Origin of the sequence: Agromyces rhizosphaerae (assembly GCF_027925245.1) — a bacterium.
Lineage (GTDB): Bacteria > Actinomycetota > Actinomycetes > Actinomycetales > Microbacteriaceae > Agromyces > Agromyces rhizosphaerae.
Map to the genome: position 1 here is coordinate 616,406 of NZ_BSDP01000001.1, position 15,616 is coordinate 632,021.

At 71.8% G+C, this 15,616-nt stretch carries 17 protein-coding genes; 8 read left to right on the forward strand and 9 right to left on the reverse strand.

Features of this window, described 5'->3' with window-relative positions:
* Nucleotides 1-105: 105 nt before the first annotated feature.
* The 3 genes from QMG39_RS02910 to QMG39_RS02920 all read right to left on the reverse strand — a co-directional run bounded on the left by QMG39_RS02910 (nucleotide 106) and on the right by QMG39_RS02920 (nucleotide 1,621).
* Complete coding sequence (locus QMG39_RS02910) at nucleotides 106-804, reverse strand: hypothetical protein (RefSeq protein ID WP_281882332.1); 699 nt, start codon at nucleotides 802-804, stop codon at nucleotides 106-108.
* A 99-nt stretch (nucleotides 805-903) separates the two neighbouring features.
* Nucleotides 904-1,131 (reverse strand): hypothetical protein, encoded by a 228-nt coding sequence (locus tag QMG39_RS02915; protein WP_281882333.1) that lies wholly within the window; start codon nucleotides 1,129-1,131, stop codon nucleotides 904-906.
* A 64-nt stretch (nucleotides 1,132-1,195) separates the two neighbouring features.
* Complete coding sequence (locus QMG39_RS02920; RefSeq protein ID WP_281882334.1) at nucleotides 1,196-1,621, reverse strand: VOC family protein; 426 nt, start codon at nucleotides 1,619-1,621, stop codon at nucleotides 1,196-1,198.
* Nucleotides 1,622-1,713: 92 nt separating this feature from the next.
* On the opposite strand from QMG39_RS02920, the gene QMG39_RS02925 reads away from it, so the two are divergent.
* Nucleotides 1,714-2,751 carry a YeiH family protein gene (locus QMG39_RS02925; RefSeq protein WP_281882335.1) on the forward strand — a complete coding sequence of 346 codons (1,038 nt, stop codon included), beginning with the start codon at nucleotides 1,714-1,716 and terminating at the stop codon, nucleotides 2,749-2,751.
* Nucleotides 2,752-2,757: 6 nt separating this feature from the next.
* Here QMG39_RS02925 and QMG39_RS02930 read toward each other — a convergent pair whose 3' ends face one another.
* Nucleotides 2,758-3,000, reverse strand: a complete 243-nt coding sequence (locus QMG39_RS02930; RefSeq protein ID WP_281882336.1) for a hypothetical protein — start codon at nucleotides 2,998-3,000, stop codon at nucleotides 2,758-2,760.
* A 145-nt stretch (nucleotides 3,001-3,145) separates the two neighbouring features.
* Between QMG39_RS02930 and QMG39_RS02935 the strand changes: the two genes are divergently transcribed.
* The 3 genes from QMG39_RS02935 (at nucleotide 3,146) to QMG39_RS02945 (ending at nucleotide 5,708) form a co-directional block, all read left to right on the forward strand.
* The gene (locus QMG39_RS02935) at nucleotides 3,146-3,808 is read left to right on the forward strand and encodes a DUF2461 domain-containing protein (RefSeq protein WP_281882338.1); all 663 of its coding nucleotides are present in this window, start codon (nucleotides 3,146-3,148) and stop codon (nucleotides 3,806-3,808) included.
* A 72-nt stretch (nucleotides 3,809-3,880) separates the two neighbouring features.
* Complete coding sequence (locus QMG39_RS02940; RefSeq protein ID WP_281882340.1) at nucleotides 3,881-4,600, forward strand: GntR family transcriptional regulator; 720 nt, start codon at nucleotides 3,881-3,883, stop codon at nucleotides 4,598-4,600.
* 85 nt (nucleotides 4,601-4,685) lie between these two features.
* A complete protein-coding gene (locus tag QMG39_RS02945) occupies nucleotides 4,686-5,708 on the forward strand; it encodes a 1-aminocyclopropane-1-carboxylate deaminase (protein WP_281882342.1) in 1,023 nt (340 codons plus the stop codon).
* 67 nt (nucleotides 5,709-5,775) lie between these two features.
* Here the strand turns inward: QMG39_RS02945 and rhaS are convergent, their stop codons facing one another.
* From rhaS to QMG39_RS02965, 4 genes are read right to left on the reverse strand one after another with little or no spacing between them, the layout of a single operon-like run.
* Nucleotides 5,776-6,822, reverse strand: a complete 1,047-nt coding sequence (gene rhaS / locus QMG39_RS02950; RefSeq protein WP_281882343.1) for a rhamnose ABC transporter substrate-binding protein — start codon at nucleotides 6,820-6,822, stop codon at nucleotides 5,776-5,778.
* Between the two features lie 53 nt (nucleotides 6,823-6,875).
* Nucleotides 6,876-7,934 carry an ABC transporter permease gene (locus QMG39_RS02955; protein ID WP_281882344.1) on the reverse strand — a complete coding sequence of 353 codons (1,059 nt, stop codon included), beginning with the start codon at nucleotides 7,932-7,934 and terminating at the stop codon, nucleotides 6,876-6,878.
* Nucleotides 7,931-8,965 carry an ABC transporter permease gene (locus tag QMG39_RS02960; RefSeq protein WP_281882345.1) on the reverse strand — a complete coding sequence of 345 codons (1,035 nt, stop codon included), beginning with the start codon at nucleotides 8,963-8,965 and terminating at the stop codon, nucleotides 7,931-7,933. Before QMG39_RS02960 ends, QMG39_RS02955 begins: the two co-directional genes overlap by 4 nt.
* A complete protein-coding gene (locus QMG39_RS02965) occupies nucleotides 8,962-10,488 on the reverse strand; it encodes a sugar ABC transporter ATP-binding protein (protein ID WP_281882346.1) in 1,527 nt (508 codons plus the stop codon). The genes QMG39_RS02960 and QMG39_RS02965 overlap by 4 nt, the downstream gene beginning before the upstream one ends.
* 156 nt (nucleotides 10,489-10,644) lie before the next feature.
* Here QMG39_RS02965 and QMG39_RS02970 point away from each other — a divergent pair, with 156 nt between their 5' ends.
* Nucleotides 10,645-11,667 carry a LacI family DNA-binding transcriptional regulator gene (locus QMG39_RS02970; RefSeq protein WP_281882347.1) on the forward strand — a complete coding sequence of 341 codons (1,023 nt, stop codon included), beginning with the start codon at nucleotides 10,645-10,647 and terminating at the stop codon, nucleotides 11,665-11,667.
* Between the two features lie 218 nt (nucleotides 11,668-11,885).
* Here the strand turns inward: QMG39_RS02970 and QMG39_RS02975 are convergent, their stop codons facing one another.
* Nucleotides 11,886-13,409, reverse strand: a complete 1,524-nt coding sequence (locus tag QMG39_RS02975) for an ATP-dependent DNA ligase (protein WP_281882348.1) — start codon at nucleotides 13,407-13,409, stop codon at nucleotides 11,886-11,888.
* Between the two features lie 218 nt (nucleotides 13,410-13,627).
* Between QMG39_RS02975 and QMG39_RS02980 the strand changes: the two genes are divergently transcribed.
* The 3 genes from QMG39_RS02980 to QMG39_RS02990 are packed head-to-tail and all read left to right on the forward strand — an operon-like array spanning nucleotide 13,628 to nucleotide 15,608.
* A complete protein-coding gene (locus QMG39_RS02980) occupies nucleotides 13,628-14,542 on the forward strand; it encodes a 3-methyladenine DNA glycosylase (protein ID WP_281882349.1) in 915 nt (304 codons plus the stop codon).
* Nucleotides 14,539-15,294, forward strand: a complete 756-nt coding sequence (locus tag QMG39_RS02985; RefSeq protein ID WP_281882350.1) for an EI24 domain-containing protein — start codon at nucleotides 14,539-14,541, stop codon at nucleotides 15,292-15,294. The genes QMG39_RS02980 and QMG39_RS02985 overlap by 4 nt, the downstream gene beginning before the upstream one ends.
* Nucleotides 15,295-15,320: 26 nt before the next feature.
* Entirely contained in the window at nucleotides 15,321-15,608 is a 288-nt protein-coding gene (locus tag QMG39_RS02990) for a DUF1905 domain-containing protein (RefSeq protein WP_281882351.1), read from the forward strand.
* Nucleotides 15,609-15,616 lie beyond the last annotated feature (8 nt).

Below are 15,616 nucleotides of genomic sequence, written 5' to 3' on the forward strand. Positions count from 1 at the left end.
GGGAACGGGGCGAGCGGGCCGCGGCGACGTGCGGGACACGAGCCGCGGCCCGACTCGTTGCGCGGCCGAATCGAGCGAGCGGATGCCCCGGGCGCGCGAGGCGCGTCAGATCTTGATCGGGAACGTGGTGAGGATCACGATGCCGACGACCGCGACGACGAGCGCCATGCCGAGCAGACCCCATGCGGCCTTCGACGAGATGTCGCGCTGGGCCATGGCACTCAGGAACAGGACGAGGGCGAAGAGCACCGTCAGCAGCGAGTAGTCGTCGCCGCGCTGGTTGTTGTCGAGCGCCTCCTGGAACTTCTGGTCGGCGAGCGCGCCGAGCTCGGCGGCCTCCTCGGTGCCGGGCGGCACGTACGAGTCCAGCCCGAACGGGCCGGCCTCCTCGCGACCACCGGCGTTCCAGTCCTCGAACGCCACTGCGAAGTGCGGGGTGAACCGCTCCTCGACGTAGTCGGCGAGCGCGTCGTCCCCGTTCGCGATCGCCTCGACGTAGGTCGCCCAGATCACGAGGTCGAACATGCGCGAGTCGCGCGCCTCGCCCTCGAAGTTCGTCGCCTGGATGCGGGCCGACGACGCCTGGCTGAACGCGATCGACATCTCGCCGCCCCACTTGGACGCCTCGAAGCCGCACCAGGCCGTGAGCACCGCGGTGACCGACAGCACGAAGACCGCGATGATGTCGATCAGCGTCCGCTGCTTCTTGCCGCGCTTCTTCCCCCCGCCCTTGGACTTCGACGGCTTCGACGCAGCGGCGGTCGAGGTCTCGCTCGTCGCTTCCGGGGACTGCGGTTCGGCCATGACTCCTCAGTTCGCGAGCGGTCGGGTGCCGCCCTTGTGGGAATCATGGCCGAGACGCGGAGGGGGTGCAAGCACCCGTGCGAGGGGTTCGCCGACTGATCAGCGCTCGGCGGGCGCGAGCCCGCTGCGGCGGGGCAGGAAGACCCGCGTGAGGCCGTCCGACGGCACGGTGAAGCTCGCGGCCGTGCCGCCCTTCCGCTCGTACGTCACGCGGCGACCCGCACCGATGGCGCGCACCTTCGTGATCGGGAAGGCGTCGCCGTACGGGTTCACCACGATGTCGCCGGGGCGCAGCTCGCGTCCGGTGATGTAGGTCGTGGTGTCCATGCCCCCATGATGCGACGCACCACCGACACTCCACCGCGCGGGCGGCCCGCCCGCGGCCGCCGGGTCACATCGCCGGCGTGCCGTCCGACAGCGTCGACTGCACCATCCCGAACACGTTGCCGTCGGGGTCGAGCAGGTACCCCAGCCGACCGAGCCCCGGCATGTCCTCCGCGGGCAGCGCGACGCTCCCGCCGAGCTCGACGCCCGTCGCCATGAGCGCGTCGATCTCGTCGACGGCGACGACCAGGTTGCATCCCTTCACCGACGAGCCCGTCATCGGCGCCGGCCCCTCGCGCCGCAGCAGCCCGCCGTTGATGCCGTGGCCGGCCGCCCCCTCGCTCGGCCGCACCGACCCGTCGCCGGTGTCGATGCTCCAGTACTCGAGGTCGCCGTACTGCGAGAACGTCCACCCGAGCAGTCGCGAGTAGAAGTCGATGAGTTCCTGCGGCTCGGTGCCGTGGATCTCGAAGTGCACCACCAGGTTCGACATGATTCCCCCTCCGCCCCCAGCAGGCTACGCCGGTCGGATGCCGCGCGGCAGGCGCGGTTCCCCTCGCGGGCCGTTCGCGAGATGCTCGATCCATGAGCACGCCGGCCGAACCGACCGCGGCCCGCCTCGCGGGCCTCGTGCCCGGCCTCGCGCTCGCCCTCGTGATCGCCGCCGTCGCGACACTCATCGGCTCCATGCTGCCGCTCGTCGGCAGCGCGCTGCCCGCCATCGCGATCGGGCTGGCCGTGGCGCTCGTGCGCCGTCCATCGGACCGCCTGCGTCCCGGCATCCGCTTCGCCGGCAGCCGCGTGCTGCAGTTCGCGGTCGTGCTGCTCGGCACGCAGCTCTCGCTCGCGCAGATCGTCGACGTCGGCCTCGAGTCGCTGCCGATCATGCTCGTCACGCTCGCGGCGTGCCTCGTCGCGGCATGGCTCGTCGGGCGCGCGCTCGGCGTCGTCGGCGACCTGCGCACGCTGATCGGCGTGGGCACCGGCATCTGCGGGGCATCCGCCATCGCCGCCGTCGCACCCGTGATCGGCGCCGCGAGCGCGGACATCGCCTACGCGGTCTCGACGATCTTCCTGTTCAACATGCTGGCCGTCGCCGTCTTCCCGCTGATCGGCCACGCGCTCGGCCTCGACCAGGAGGCGTTCGCGCTGTTCGCCGGCACCGCGGTGAACGACACGTCGTCGGTGGTCGCGACGGCCGCCGCGTACGGCGCGGTCGCCCTGCAGGGCGCGGTCGTGGTGAAGCTCGTGCGCACGCTCATGATCATTCCGATCACGGTCGGGCTGGCCGTGCACGTGCGGCGCCGGGCCGCGGCCGAGGCGGGCGCGGGGCATCCGCCGCTCACCGTGCGTCGCGCGATCGGGCTGGTGCCGTGGTTCCTGGTGGGCTTCCTGGTGATGGCCGCGATCGCGTCGCTGGGGGTGATCCCGGATGCGGCTGAGGCCGCGCTCGGACATGCCGCGACGTTCCTCATCACGACCGCGATGGCGGCGATCGGGCTCTCCACCGACGTGCGCGCGCTGCGCGCGACGGGCCCCAAGCCGCTCGTGCTGGGCGGCATCCTCTCGGCCGTGGTCGCGGTGACGAGCCTCGTGGTGCTCGCCGCGACCGGGTGGATCTGACCCGCGCTACGCGCCCAGGCGCGCCCACCTGGTCATCGCGAAGACCGCCCACTGCACCCGCGCGTGCAGCACCGCGCCGTAGCAGAGCCAGCAGATGCTTCCGACGACCGGGGCGGCGGCCTGCAGCATGAGCGCGCGGTGCCGGGTCGTGCGCGTGAGGTAGGGGCAGAGCGCCGCGTGCGCGAGCGCGCCGAGGGTGACGGATGCCGCCGCGAGCGCGATCGCCAGCGAGACCGTGACGTCGACCATGCGAAGCCTCCCCTCGTTCCCGGTTGCGTTGCGCCCAGCATCCGCCCGCCGTGTTTCACCGAGGTGACGATCGCTCACCACTCGCGTGAATCCCGGCTGCGACGATGCCGAGTGCGCCGACGGAGCCCGGCGCTACGATCGCCGCATGGGGGCATTCACCGGACTCGACCCGGACGCGCCGGCGTTCTTCGCCGAACTCGCGGCGAACAACAGCAAGGCGTGGTGGGCCGAGCACAAGGCCAGGTACGACGAGCGCGTGCGGGGTCCGTTCGCGGCGCTCGGCGAGGAGCTCGCGGTCGAGTTCGGGCCGGTGAAGATCTTCCGCCCGTACCGCGACGTGCGGTTCAGCGCCGACAAGTCGCCGTACAAGGTGCAGATCGGCCTCGTGTCGCGTGCGCCCGTCGCGCACTACCTGCAGCTCAGCGCCGACGGGCTGCTCGTCGGGGGCGGCAGCTTCGAGGTGCCGCCGAAGGCGCTCGCGCGATTCCGCGAGATCGTGGACGACGCGAAGCTCGCGGGCGACCTCGAGGCGACCCTCGAGGAGACGGCGGCCGACGGGTTCGCGCTCATGCGCGACGACGCCCTGCGCACCGCGCCGCGCGGCTACTCCGTCGACCACCCGCGCATCGAGCTGCTGCGGCTGAAGCACCTCGCGATCGGCCGGTCCGAGCCGCCGGCCGACTGGATGTGGACCCCCGACGCGCTCGATATCGTGCGCGACCAGTGGCGCACGGTCTCGATCTGGTGCGAGTGGCTGCGCGACAACCTCGGCGCCGAGATCGCGGCCGGCGGCGGCCGCGGGCGCTGAGCGGCTGTTCGTCACCAGCCGGCGGGCCGGCACGGCTTGACAGGAGCGGCTCCGATCGCTGCAATATATTGCATGCTGCTGAACACCGCGCCGGCCGAGCGCCCCAGTTCGCTGCGCGACTACGCCTACCGCCAGCTGCGCGACGCCATCGTCAGCGGCGCGCTCGAACCCGGCGCGCGGCTGCGTGACCCCGAGCTCGAGGAGTGGCTCGGCGTCAGCCGCACGCCGATCCGCGAGGCGATCGCGCGGCTCGAGCTCGCCGGACTCGTGCAGACCCGCAGGGCCAAGGCCACCATCGTCGCCCCGCTCGACGTGCGCACCGCGCTCGCGGCGCAGCGCATCGCCGCCGCACTGCACGAGCTCGCCGTGCGCGAGGCCGTGCCCCAGCTCACCGACGCCGACCTCGACGAGATGCGCGACGCGAACGCCCGGTTCGCCGCGGCGCTCCGCGACGACGACGTCGACGCCGCCGTGCGCGCCGACGACGACTTCCACGACGTCGCGGTGCGCGCGGGCGCGAACCCGCTGCTGCCCGCGATGCTCGAGCAGGTCGCCCCGCTGCTGAGACGCCTCGAACGCGCGCGGTTCGCGTCGCTCGCGGGCCGCGGTTCGGTCGCCGACCACGACCGCATCATCGCGCTCTGCGCGGCGGGCGACGCCGTGGCCGCCGGCATCGCGGCCCGCGAGAACTGGGAGACATTGGGGCGGATGCTCCAGCCAGACGACCCGGCCCCCGACGACGCCGACCCGGTCGACGCGCCCACCCCGCGCGCGACGCCGACGCACGCCTGACCGCCCCACGACCACCCAGCGCATCGCCTCGCCCGAGGCATCCGCCCCACCCCCGGCCGCCCCGCGGCCACCGACAAGGAGCACCATGGCACTCGCCGACTTCCCCCGACACCGACTGACGTTCGGGCCGAGCCCGATCCACCCGGTCGACCGGCTCAGCGCCCACCTCGGTGGGGCTCGCATCTGGATGAAGCGCGAGGACGTCTCGAGCGGCCTCGCCTACGGCGGCAACAAGGTGCGCAAGCTCGAGTACCTCGTGCCCGACGCGCTCGCGCAGGGCGCTGACACGCTCGTCTCGATCGGGGGCGTGCAGTCGAACCACACCCGCCAGGTCGCCGCCGTCGCCGCGCACCTCGGCATGCAGGCCGTGCTCGTGCAGGAGCACTGGGTCGACTGGCCCGACTCGGTGAACGACCGCGTCGGCAACATCATGCTGTCGCGGCTCATGGGCGCCGACGTGCGCCTCTCCCCCGCCGGCTTCGGCATCGGCTTCAAGGACTCGTGGCGCCAGGCCATCGCCGACGTCGAGGCGGCCGGCGGCACGCCGTACGCGATCCCCGCGGGGGCATCCGATCACCGCCTCGGCGGCCTCGGCTTCGCCAACTGGGCGCACGAGGTGGCCGCGCAGGAGCAGGAGCTCGGCGTCTTCTTCGACACGATCGTCGTGTGCTCGGTGACCGGGTCGACGCACGCAGGCATGATCGCCGGGTTCGCCGACCTCGAGCACAACTTCGGTGGGCCGCGCCGGCGCGTGCTCGGCATCGACGCGTCGGCGAAGCTCGACGAGACCCGCGACCAGGTCGGGCGCATCGCGCGCAACACGGCCGAGCTGATCGGCGTCGGCCGCGACCTGCGCGACGACGAGGTCACCGTGCTCGAGGGCTGGGCGGGCGACTTCTACGGCATCCCGGTCGAGTCGACGGATGCCGCGATGCACCTGGTCGGCTCGCTCGAGGGCGTCATTCTCGACCCCGTCTACGAGGGCAAGTCGATGGCGGGCCTCATCGACCTGGTGCGCGACGGCGACATCCCGGCGGGGTCCAACGTGCTCTATGCGCACCTCGGCGGGCAGCCGGCGCTGAACGCGTACAGCGGCCGCTACCACTGAGCCGGCGCAGACGGGAGCGCCCCGGCGGACCAGGTCCACCGGGGCGCTGTCGTGGTGGCGCTTCGGCTTAGAAGTCGAAGTCGCCGATGTTGTCCGCGTCGAACACGTACGGGTCGCCGAGCAGCACGCTGGCGTCCGCACCGACCTCGTACGAGCCGAGCGTGCCGGCGTCGAAGGTGTCGCCCTCGGCACCGGTGATCTCACCGGAGATCAGCGCGGCGGTCGCGTACGCGGCCAGGTAGCCCAGGTCGGCCGGGTTCCACAGCGCGAACGCGGTGACCGTGCCGTCCTCGACGTACTCGCGCATCTGGTTCGGCGTGCCCAGGCCGGTCAGCGCGACCTCGCCCTTGTACTCCGAGGTCTGCAGGTACCGGGCCGCGGCCGCGATGCCGACCGTGGTCGGCGACACGATGCCCTTCAGCTCCGGGTAGGTCTGCAGCAGCGCCGCGGTCTTGTCGAACGAGGTCTGGTCGTCGTCATCGCCGTACGCGATCTCGACGAGCTCCACGTTCGGGTGGTTCGCGGCCAGCTCGGCCTCCATCATCTCGATCCACGCGTTCTGGTTCGTCGCGTTCGCCGACGCCGACAGCACCGCGATCTGGCCCTCGTCACCGATCTGCTCGGTGATCAGGTCGACCTGCACCTGGGCGATGCCCTCGGCGGTCGCCTGGTTGATGAACAGGTCACGGCACTCCGGGTTCGTGTCCGAGTCGAACGTCACGACCTTGACGCCGACGCTGCGCGCCTCGTCCAACGCGTCGCAGATCGCCTCCGGGTCGTTCGCCGACACGATCAGGCCACCCACACCCTGCTGCGCAGCAGTCTGGATGTACTGCACCTGCGACGTCGGCGACGCCTCCGACGGGCCGACCTCCTCGAACGTCCCACCGATCTCGGACACCGCCTCCTCGGCACCACCGGTCGAGGTGTCGAAGTACGGATTGCCCAGGTTCTTCGGCAGCATCGTGATCGACACGTCCGCCGACGAATCGCCGCCATCCGACGACCCGCCATCCGACGAGCCGTCCGACGCGCAGCCGGTGAACACCAGCGCAGTCGTCGCGGCGATCGCCGCGAGCCCCACGCCGAAGCGCTTCCTCTTCAGAGTGAACATCATTGTTTCCTTCCTTGGTGCGTTACTTTCCGGTCGGTGATGACAGGGGGCCGTCAGCCATCGGATGCCTCAGCCCGGCCCTTCTTCCTTCCGATCGCCGCGACGCGCTTGGTGCGCAGCCAGGCGAGGAAGCTTGCGGACACCACGGATGCCACGAGGAGCACGCCCGTGATGACGTTGATGATGTCGCTGGTGACGCCCGCGAGCCGCAGGGCGCTCGACAGCGTGCCGATGAGCAGCACGCCGGCGATGACACCCGGCAGCGCTCCACGACCGCCGAAGATCGAGACCCCGCCGAGGAGCACGGCGGCGATGATCTGCAGCTCGAGGCCGGTGGCGTTGTCGCCGCGGGCGTTGTTGTACAGCAGCGTGAAGTACACGCCGGCGTAGCCCGAGACCGCGCCGCTCATGACGAACAGCCAGAACTTCGTGAGCCCGACGTTGATGCCCGAGAACGCCGCCGCCTCCTTGTTCAGGCCGATCGCGTAGAGCGAGCGCCCGAACGGCGTGAAGTGCAGCAGCACCCCGAAGATGATCGCGAGCACCAGGAACGGCACGATGATCAGCGGCATCGGCGTGCCGGGGATGTTCATGCGCGTCAGGTCGGTCCAGAACTCCGGGAAGTCGCTGATCGCGGTCGTGCCGAGCAGGCCCACGGCGATGCCGCGGAACAGCGCGAGCGTGCCGATCGTGACGGCGAGCGACGGGAGGCCGACGAACGTGACGAGCGCCCCGTTGATGGACCCGGCGACCGTGCCGACGAGGATCGCGACGACCGCCGCGAACGGCAGCGGCCAGCCGGCCTGCACGCCGAGGCCTGTGATCACGCTCGACAGGCCCACGATGCTCGCCACCGAGAGGTCGATCTCCTCGGTGATGATGATGAGCGTCATCGGCAGGGCGATCAGCAGGATCGGCGCGATCTCGCGGATCAGGAACGTCAGCGTCAGCGGGCTGTCGAAGTTCGGCACCGCGAAGGTGGCGACGATGACGACCAGGAAGAGCAGGCCGATGATGGCCGACTCGCGCGTGACGAGCAGGCGGCGCCAGAGCGGGTGGGCGTAGGCCGAATAGGTGCGTCGGCCGTGTTCGGTGTCGATGGCGGACGTCATGGCTTCTCCTCCCGCTGTTCGATGAGTCGTCGATGCTGGCGCACCGCGAGCACGCGGTCGAGCACGATCGCGCCGATGATGAGCACGCCGACCACGGCGCGCTGCCAGAAGTCCTGGATGCCGACGATCGGCAGTGCGCGGTTGATGGTCAGCAGCAGGTAGGCGCCGATCGCGGCGCCCCAGACGGAACCGACGCCGCCTGAGATCGCGACGCCGCCGATGACGGCCGCACCGATGGCCTGCAGCTCGAGGCCGAGGCCGGCGCTGGAACTCACCGTGCCGTAGCGGGCCGCATAGAGCACGCCCGCCACGCCGGCCAGCGCACCGCTCACGACGAACGCGCCGATCACGCGGCGGTTCACCCGCAGGCCGTACAGGTGCGCGGCCGCGGGGTCGGAGCCGATGGCGTACAGCTCGCGCCCGCTGCGCAGGTTGCGCAGGTACCAGGCGGCGACGACCAGCACGACGACCGCGAAGATCGTCAGCAGCGGGATGCTGAGGAACTCGCCCGTGCCCAGGTCGCGGAAGCCGGCCGGGAGGTCGGAGGCGTTGATGCGGTCGCTGCCGGTCCACGCGACGTTGATGCCGCGGTAGATGTACAGCGTGCCGAGCGTGATCACGAGCGCGGGCACCTTCGCGAAGGCGACGAGTGCACCGTTGATCAGGCCGAGCAGCGCACCGAGGCCGATGCCGGCGACGAACACGAGCACCGGCGGGATGCCCGGGATGTCGATGAACAGCCTGCCGGTGAGGTAGGCCGTGAGGCCCAGCACCGAGCCGACCGACAGGTCGACGTTGCGCGTGATGATCACGATCGCCTGGCCCACGGCCACGACCATGAGCAGCGAGGGCGTGAGCAGCAGGTCGCGGAACCCGTCGCTCGAGAACAGGAAGTTCGGGTTGCTCACCGTGGCGACCACGATGACGGCGATCAGCGCGATCGCGATGCCCGTCTCGCGGGCCTTCAGCACGTGGCCGATGCTGCGCAGGACCGGGTTGCCGGCGGCAGGCTTGGTGTCGACGGCGGTCATGCTGCCGCTCCTTCCGCGGTCGCGGCGAACATGACGGCCTCCGGCGTGGCATCCGCTCGATCGAATTCGCCCGTGAGGCGGCCCTCGCGCATGACGAGCACGCGGTCGGCCATGCCGAGCACCTCGGGCAGTTCGGACGAGATCATGATGATCGCGAGTCCGTCCTGCGCGAGCTTCGAGATGAGGCGGTGCACCTCGGCCTTGGTACCGACATCGATGCCGCGGGTCGGCTCGTCGACGATGAGCACCTTCGGCTCGGTCGAGAGCCACTTGCCGAGCACGACCTTCTGCTGGTTGCCGCCCGAGAGGGTGCCGGCCTCGGCGTCGAGCGCGGCGGTCTTCACCTCGAGCCGGCTCGCCCAGATCTCGGCGGACGCGTTCTCGAGCCCGCCCCAGATGAGGCCCCACTTCGCGAGGCGCTTGCGGATCGCGAGCGTGACGTTGCGCGTCACGCTCTGGTCGAGCACGAGGCCCTGCTTGCGGCGGTCCTCGGGCACGAGCGCGATGCCCTGCGCCATCGACGCGGTCGGGCGGCCCTTGCGCAACGGCTGGCCGTTGACCTGCACGCTGCCCGACTCGTAGTGGTCGACACCGAAGATCGCGCGCACGACCTCGCTGCGGCCGGCGCCGACGAGGCCCGCGAGTCCGACGATCTCGCCCGACTTCACGGTGAACGAGATGTCGTGGAACACGCCGGTGCTCGTGAGCCCGTCGACCACGAGCACGTCCTCGCCGATCTCGGCGGGCAGCTTCGGGAACATCTCGGTGACGTCGCGGCCGACCATGAGGCGCACGAGCTCGTCGATCGACGTGTCGCTGATCGGCATGGTGTCGATGTACTTGCCGTCGCGCATCACGGTGACGGTGTCGCACAGGTCGAAGACCTCGTCGAAGCGGTGCGAGATGAACAGCAGCGCGCGGCCCTCGTCGCGGAGGCTCCGCGCGACGGCGAACAGCCGCTCGACCTCGACGCCCGAGAGCGCCGCGGTCGGCTCGTCCATGATGAGCACGCGCGCGTCGAGCGAGATGGCCTTCGCGATCTCGATGATCTGCTGGTCGGCGATCGACAGGCCCTCGGTGAGGCGGTCGGGGTCGAGGCGCACGCCCAGCCGCTCGAAGATCTCGACGGCCTCGGTGCGCATGGCCTTGCGGTCGATGCGGCCGAAGCGGTTGGTGGGCTGGCGGCCCATGAAGATGTTCTCGGTGACCGACAGGTCGGGGAACAGCGTCGGCTCCTGGTAGATGACGGCGATGCCGGCGGCCTTCGACTGGGCGGTGTTCGAGAAGTCGACCTCCTCGCCGCGGAGGCGGAAGTCGCCCGAGTCGCGCCGGTAGAGGCCGGCGACGATCTTCACGAGCGTCGACTTGCCGGCGCCGTTCTCGCCGATCAGTGCGTGGATGGATCCCTGCTCGAGCGTGAGGCTGCCGGAGCTCAGTGCGACGACTGCTCCGAAGGACTTCACGACTCGCGAGAGCTCCAGCGCCGGGGGTGCGGCACTGGCTGAGGTGCTCGTCTGCACCATTGCTCCTCCTCGTCGAGGTGGTTGCTGTTGTACGGGTTGAAATGCTCCTGAATCGATTCAGGTCAAGTTCAGGGCTACTCTATGGACGGCGGGTGCCGAGGTCAAGTCACCTCCTCCCCCGAGAACCACGCAGCTCATCGACGACGAGGAACCGCAATGGCAGCCACGAGCATCAGGGACGTTGCTCAACACGCCGGGGTGTCGGTCGGCACGGTCTCGAACGTGCTCAACCGCCCCGGCGAGGTCTCCGCGGAGTCGATCGCGCGCGTGAACGCCGCGATCGAGGAACTCGGGTACGTGCGCAACGACGCCGCCCGCAAGCTGCGCGCCGGCACCAGCACGACCGTCGGCTTCGTCGTGCTCGACGGCCAGAACCCGTTCTTCAACGACGTCGTGCGCGGCGCGGAGGACGAGGCGTCGAAGCACAACATCGCGATCCTCTACGGCAACACCGACGAGGACATCGCCCGCGAGCGGCTCTACCTCGACCTGTTCGAGGAGCAGCAGGTGCGCGGGGTGCTCATCTCGCCGTACGACGACGTGCACACCCGGCTCGAGCGGTTGCGGCAGCGGGGCATCCCCGCGGTGCTGGTGGATCGTTTCAGCGGCGACGGGCGCTTCAGCTCGGTCTCCGTCGACAGCGTCTCCGGCGGCCGCATGGCCGTCGAGCACCTCATCGAGACCGGTCGCCGCCGCATCGCGTTCGTCGGCGGGCCGTTCGACATCCACCAGGTGAGCGACCGCCTGGCGGGGGCCCGTGCGGCCGCCGAGAACTCCGTGACGCCAGTCGACCTCGAGGTCGTCGCGACGACCGCGCTGACCGTCGCCGAGGGCGTCGCGGCCGGCAAGCGCATCATCGAGCGCCCGCGGGCGCAGCGCCCCGATGCGCTCTTCGCCGCCAACGACCTGGTCGCCCTCGGCCTGCTGCAGGCGTTCGTCGTGGAGGGCCGCGTGCTGGTGCCCGAGGAGATCGCGATCATCGGGTTCGACGACATCTCGTTCGCCGGCGCCGCCGCCGTGCCGCTGTCGTCGATCCGCCAGCCCAGCGGCATGCTCGGCCGCACCGCGCTGCGCACCCTGCTCGAGGAGGCGAACGACCCCGAGTCCATCCCCCGGCAGACGGTGTTCCAGCCCGAGCTCGTGGTGCGCCGCTCGACCGATCCGGCGAAGCGACGCTGACGCACCGGGCCCGCGCAGTGCGCGCGACCGCCCCCGGCATCCACCCCCCGTGCGCGACGCCGACACCTGGCGCATGTGCTCATCTCCCTCGACGCTTCACATGGTGCTCGCGGGGCCGACGCTACTCCTCGTGTACCGGACGGTCCATGCGTTGTCGGCCGTCGTGAGCGGATCGTTGCCGTCCCGTTGCAGGGCCGAGCGGATGCCGCGAGGGGGCGTCAGCCCCGCAGCAGCGCGCGCAGCGCCTGGATCGTGTCCGCCTCGTCGGCCGCCTTGTCGTCGCGGTAGCGCTTGACGCGTGCGAACCGCAGCGCGACCCCGCCCGGGTACCGGCTCGAGCGCTGCACCCCGTCGATCGCGATCTCGACCACCATGACCGGCTCGACGAACACGGTGCGCGCCGTGCGCCGCACCTCGATCTCGGGGAACCGCGCGGTCTGCCAGCGCAGCAGCTCGTCGGTCAGCCCCTTGAACGTCTTGCCGACCATGACGAAGCCGCCCGGTTCACCGAACTCGCCCTCGGGGTCGCGGGCACCGAGGTGCAGGTTCGACAGCCACCCCTCGCGCCTGCCCGACCCCCACTCGCAGCCGAGCACGACGAGGTCGTAGGTGTGCACGGGCTTCACCTTGATCCAGCTCGACCCGCGGCGGCCGGCCGCGTACAGCGAGTCGATGGCCTTCACGACGACGCCCTCGTGGCCGGCCTCGAGCGCCTCGGCGGCGACACGTTCGGCGGCGGCCGGGTCGGCGGTCACCTCGCCGGGCATGCGGTGCGGGCCCGTGATGCGTTCGAGCTCGGCCAGCCGCGCCGACAGCGGCTCGTCGAGCAGGTCGCGCCCGTCGACGTGCAGCACGTCGAAGAACCACGGATGCAGCGTCGCCTCCCGCGCCGCCTCGGCCCCGAAACGCGCCATCGTCTCCTGGAACGGGCGCGGGCGCCCGTCGTCGGCCAGCGCGAGCGTCTCGCCGTCGAGGATCACGTCGCGCACCGACATCCGCCGCACCACCTCGACGACCTCGGGCACGCGGTGCGTGATCTCGGCGAGCGTGCGCGTGAACACCCGCACGTCGTCGCCCGCGCGGTGCACCTGGATGCGCGCACCGTCCATCTTGAACTCGACCGACGCCTCACCGACCGACTCGATCGCGAGCGAAGCGGATGCCGCGGTGGCGGCGAGCATGGGCTGCACGGCGCGCCCCACGCGCAGGCCGACCGCCGCGACCGCGCCGGGCTCGCCGGCGAGCGCGAGACGCGCGGTCTCGCCGAGGTCGCCCGAGAGCATCGCGGCGCGGCGCACGGTCTCGCCGGGCAGGTCGGCGGCCCGCGCGATCCCGTCGGTCACGACGCCCGCGAGGGCGCCCGTGCGCACCTCGCCGAGGAGCGCACGACCGAGGAACTCCTGCTCGGCGCCGGTGGCGTGGGCGAGCAGGTCACCGAGCTCGGTCGCGCGGACGGCGGCGGAGCCCTCGCCGGCGACGGTGGCGAGCCGGTCGAGCCGGGCATCGACGTCGGCGATCGTGAGCGTCGGCTCGGTGGCCGGCGCCACGTGCTGCGCACTGAAGCCCCGCCAGCCCACGCCGAGCCGCCCCTGTCGCGGCGCGCCGAGCAGCAGGCCGATCGCGGGCGCGATCTCGCCGGCGTCCAGCTCCCCGAGCATCGCGGCGAGCGCGTCGACCTTGGCCAGCCGCGACCGCGTCGCGGCGACCGCCGCGGCCGTGGTGACGAGCGTCTCGAGCAGCACGCGGCCATCCTCCCACCGCCCGCCGACCCCGCTGGAAGAACGGCACTTTTCAGGAGCGCCGGGCGGGCGGTGCACGGATGCGGTGCAGGGAGCAGCCGATCCGGCCGGAATCGCGCGCCGAAGCGATCGGCGCGCAACACTCCACCGGCCGTCGTTCCGGACCTCCTGAAAAGTGCCCGCCCCAGCACGGGCGCAGGGTCGGCGAATATCCTCGTCGGGTGAGCACGACCGCCATCGCCCCGACGCGCACCGCCGCCCCGGTGCGGCTCGATGCGGTCGACTGGCGCGAGCGCGAGCGCGCCCACGCGGAGCGGGCCGACGCGCTCACGGCCGAGCGCCGGGCCAGGGTCGCGGCGGGCGAGTCGCATCCGATCGACGACTTCCTGTTCACGTACTACTCGTACTCGCCGCGCGTGCTGCGGCGGTGGCATCCGGGCCCCGGCGTCGAGCTCGCGGATGCCGCGGACACGCCCCGCGCCGAGTGGCGCTGGTACGCACCGGGCGCCACGCCCGGCTCGCTCGTGGTCGACCACGAGGCGCTCGCGACCGAGAAGGCAGGCCTGCTCGGCACGGTCGAGCGGATGCTGCGCCTCACCGCCGCCCGCCCGGCATCGTTCGGCTGCTTCGGCCTGCACGAGTGGGCGATGGTCTACCGGCAGGCCGAGCACCGGCACGACGTGCCGCTGCGGCTCGGGCAGCGCGGCACCGACGAGGTCGTCGAGGCCAACGACCTGCGCTGCACGCACATCGACGCGTTCCGGTTCTTCACCGACGAGGCCGTGCCCCGAAACCGCTTCGCGCCGACCCGCGAGACGCAAGCCCTGCTCGAGCAGCCCGGCTGCCTGCACGCGAACATGGACGTCTACAAGTGGGCCGTGAAGCTCGGGCCGCTGGTGCCGGGCGAGCTGCTGCTCGACGCGTTCGACCTGGCCCGCGACATCCGCTGGCTCGACATGGCCGCGTCGCCGTACGACGTGCGCCCATGGGGCGCCGAGCCCGTCGCGATCGAGACGCCCGAGGGCAAGGCCGAGTACGTCAGGCGCCAGCGCGGGTTCGCCGAGCGGGCGAACGCGCTGCGCCATCGCATCCTGGACGCGGCCTTCCCCGCCCCGGCCGCGGACCCGGCGGCGTGATCCGTTCCCTGCTCGCGGGCGCGGGCGACCTGCTGCACGGGTTCGGATTCTGGGGCAGGCGTCCGGGCATGATGGCGCTCGGCCTCGTGCCGGCCGCGATCGTCGCGCTGGTCGTGCTCGCGGCGCTCGTCGCACTCGGTGCGACCGTCGGCGACCTCGTCACCTGGATGACCCCGTTCGCCGACGCCTGGGACGCCGGCTGGGCGATCGCCCTGCGGGTCGCGGTCGGCGCGGCGCTCTTCGGCGCGACCATCCTGCTCGCGGCCGTGACGTTCACCGCCGTGACCCTCACGGTCGGCGACCCGTTCTACGAGCGCATCTGGCGCGCGGTCGAGACCGAGGAGGGCGGCGAGGTGCCCGACGAGGGGCCCGGCTTCTGGAGCGCCGCCGCGTCCGGCGGGGTGCTCGTGGCGATCGGCGCCCTGAACGCGGGCCTCGTGCTGCTGGTCGGGTTCATCCCGGTCGTGGGGTCGGTGACGGCGGCGGTGCTGGGCGTCGTGCTCTCGGGGCGGCTCCTCGCACGCGAGCTCACGGGGCGGGCATTCGACGCCCGGGGCATCCCGGGTGACGAACGGCGACGGATGCTCCGGGGCCACCGCGCCCGCATGCTCGGGTTCGGCGTGGCCACGCAGCTGCTCTTCATGCTGCCCGGCGGCGCCGTGCTCACGATGCCGGCCGCGGTGGCCGGGTCGACGCTGCTCGCCCGGCGGGTGCTCGACGCCGACGAGGCATCCGCCCGCCCCTCGCCCTGACGCACGTCGTCGCTACGCTGGCGCGCATGGAACTCCAGTTCAGCGGCGCGCTCTGGTACTGGCGCGGGCCCGCGCCGTTCCACTTCGTCACCGTGCCGCCGGAGGAGGCGGAGGCGATCCACGAGGTCGCACCGTCGGTCACGTACGGGTGGGGCATGATCCCGGTCGCGGTGCGCGTCGGCGGCAGCGAGTGGACGACATCGCTCTGGCCGAAGGACGGCGGTTATGTCGTGCCGATCAAGAAGTGGGTGCAGGAGGCCGAGGGGCTCGACATCGACGACACCGTCGCGGTGCGGCTGCGCATCGACGTCTGAGCGCCGCG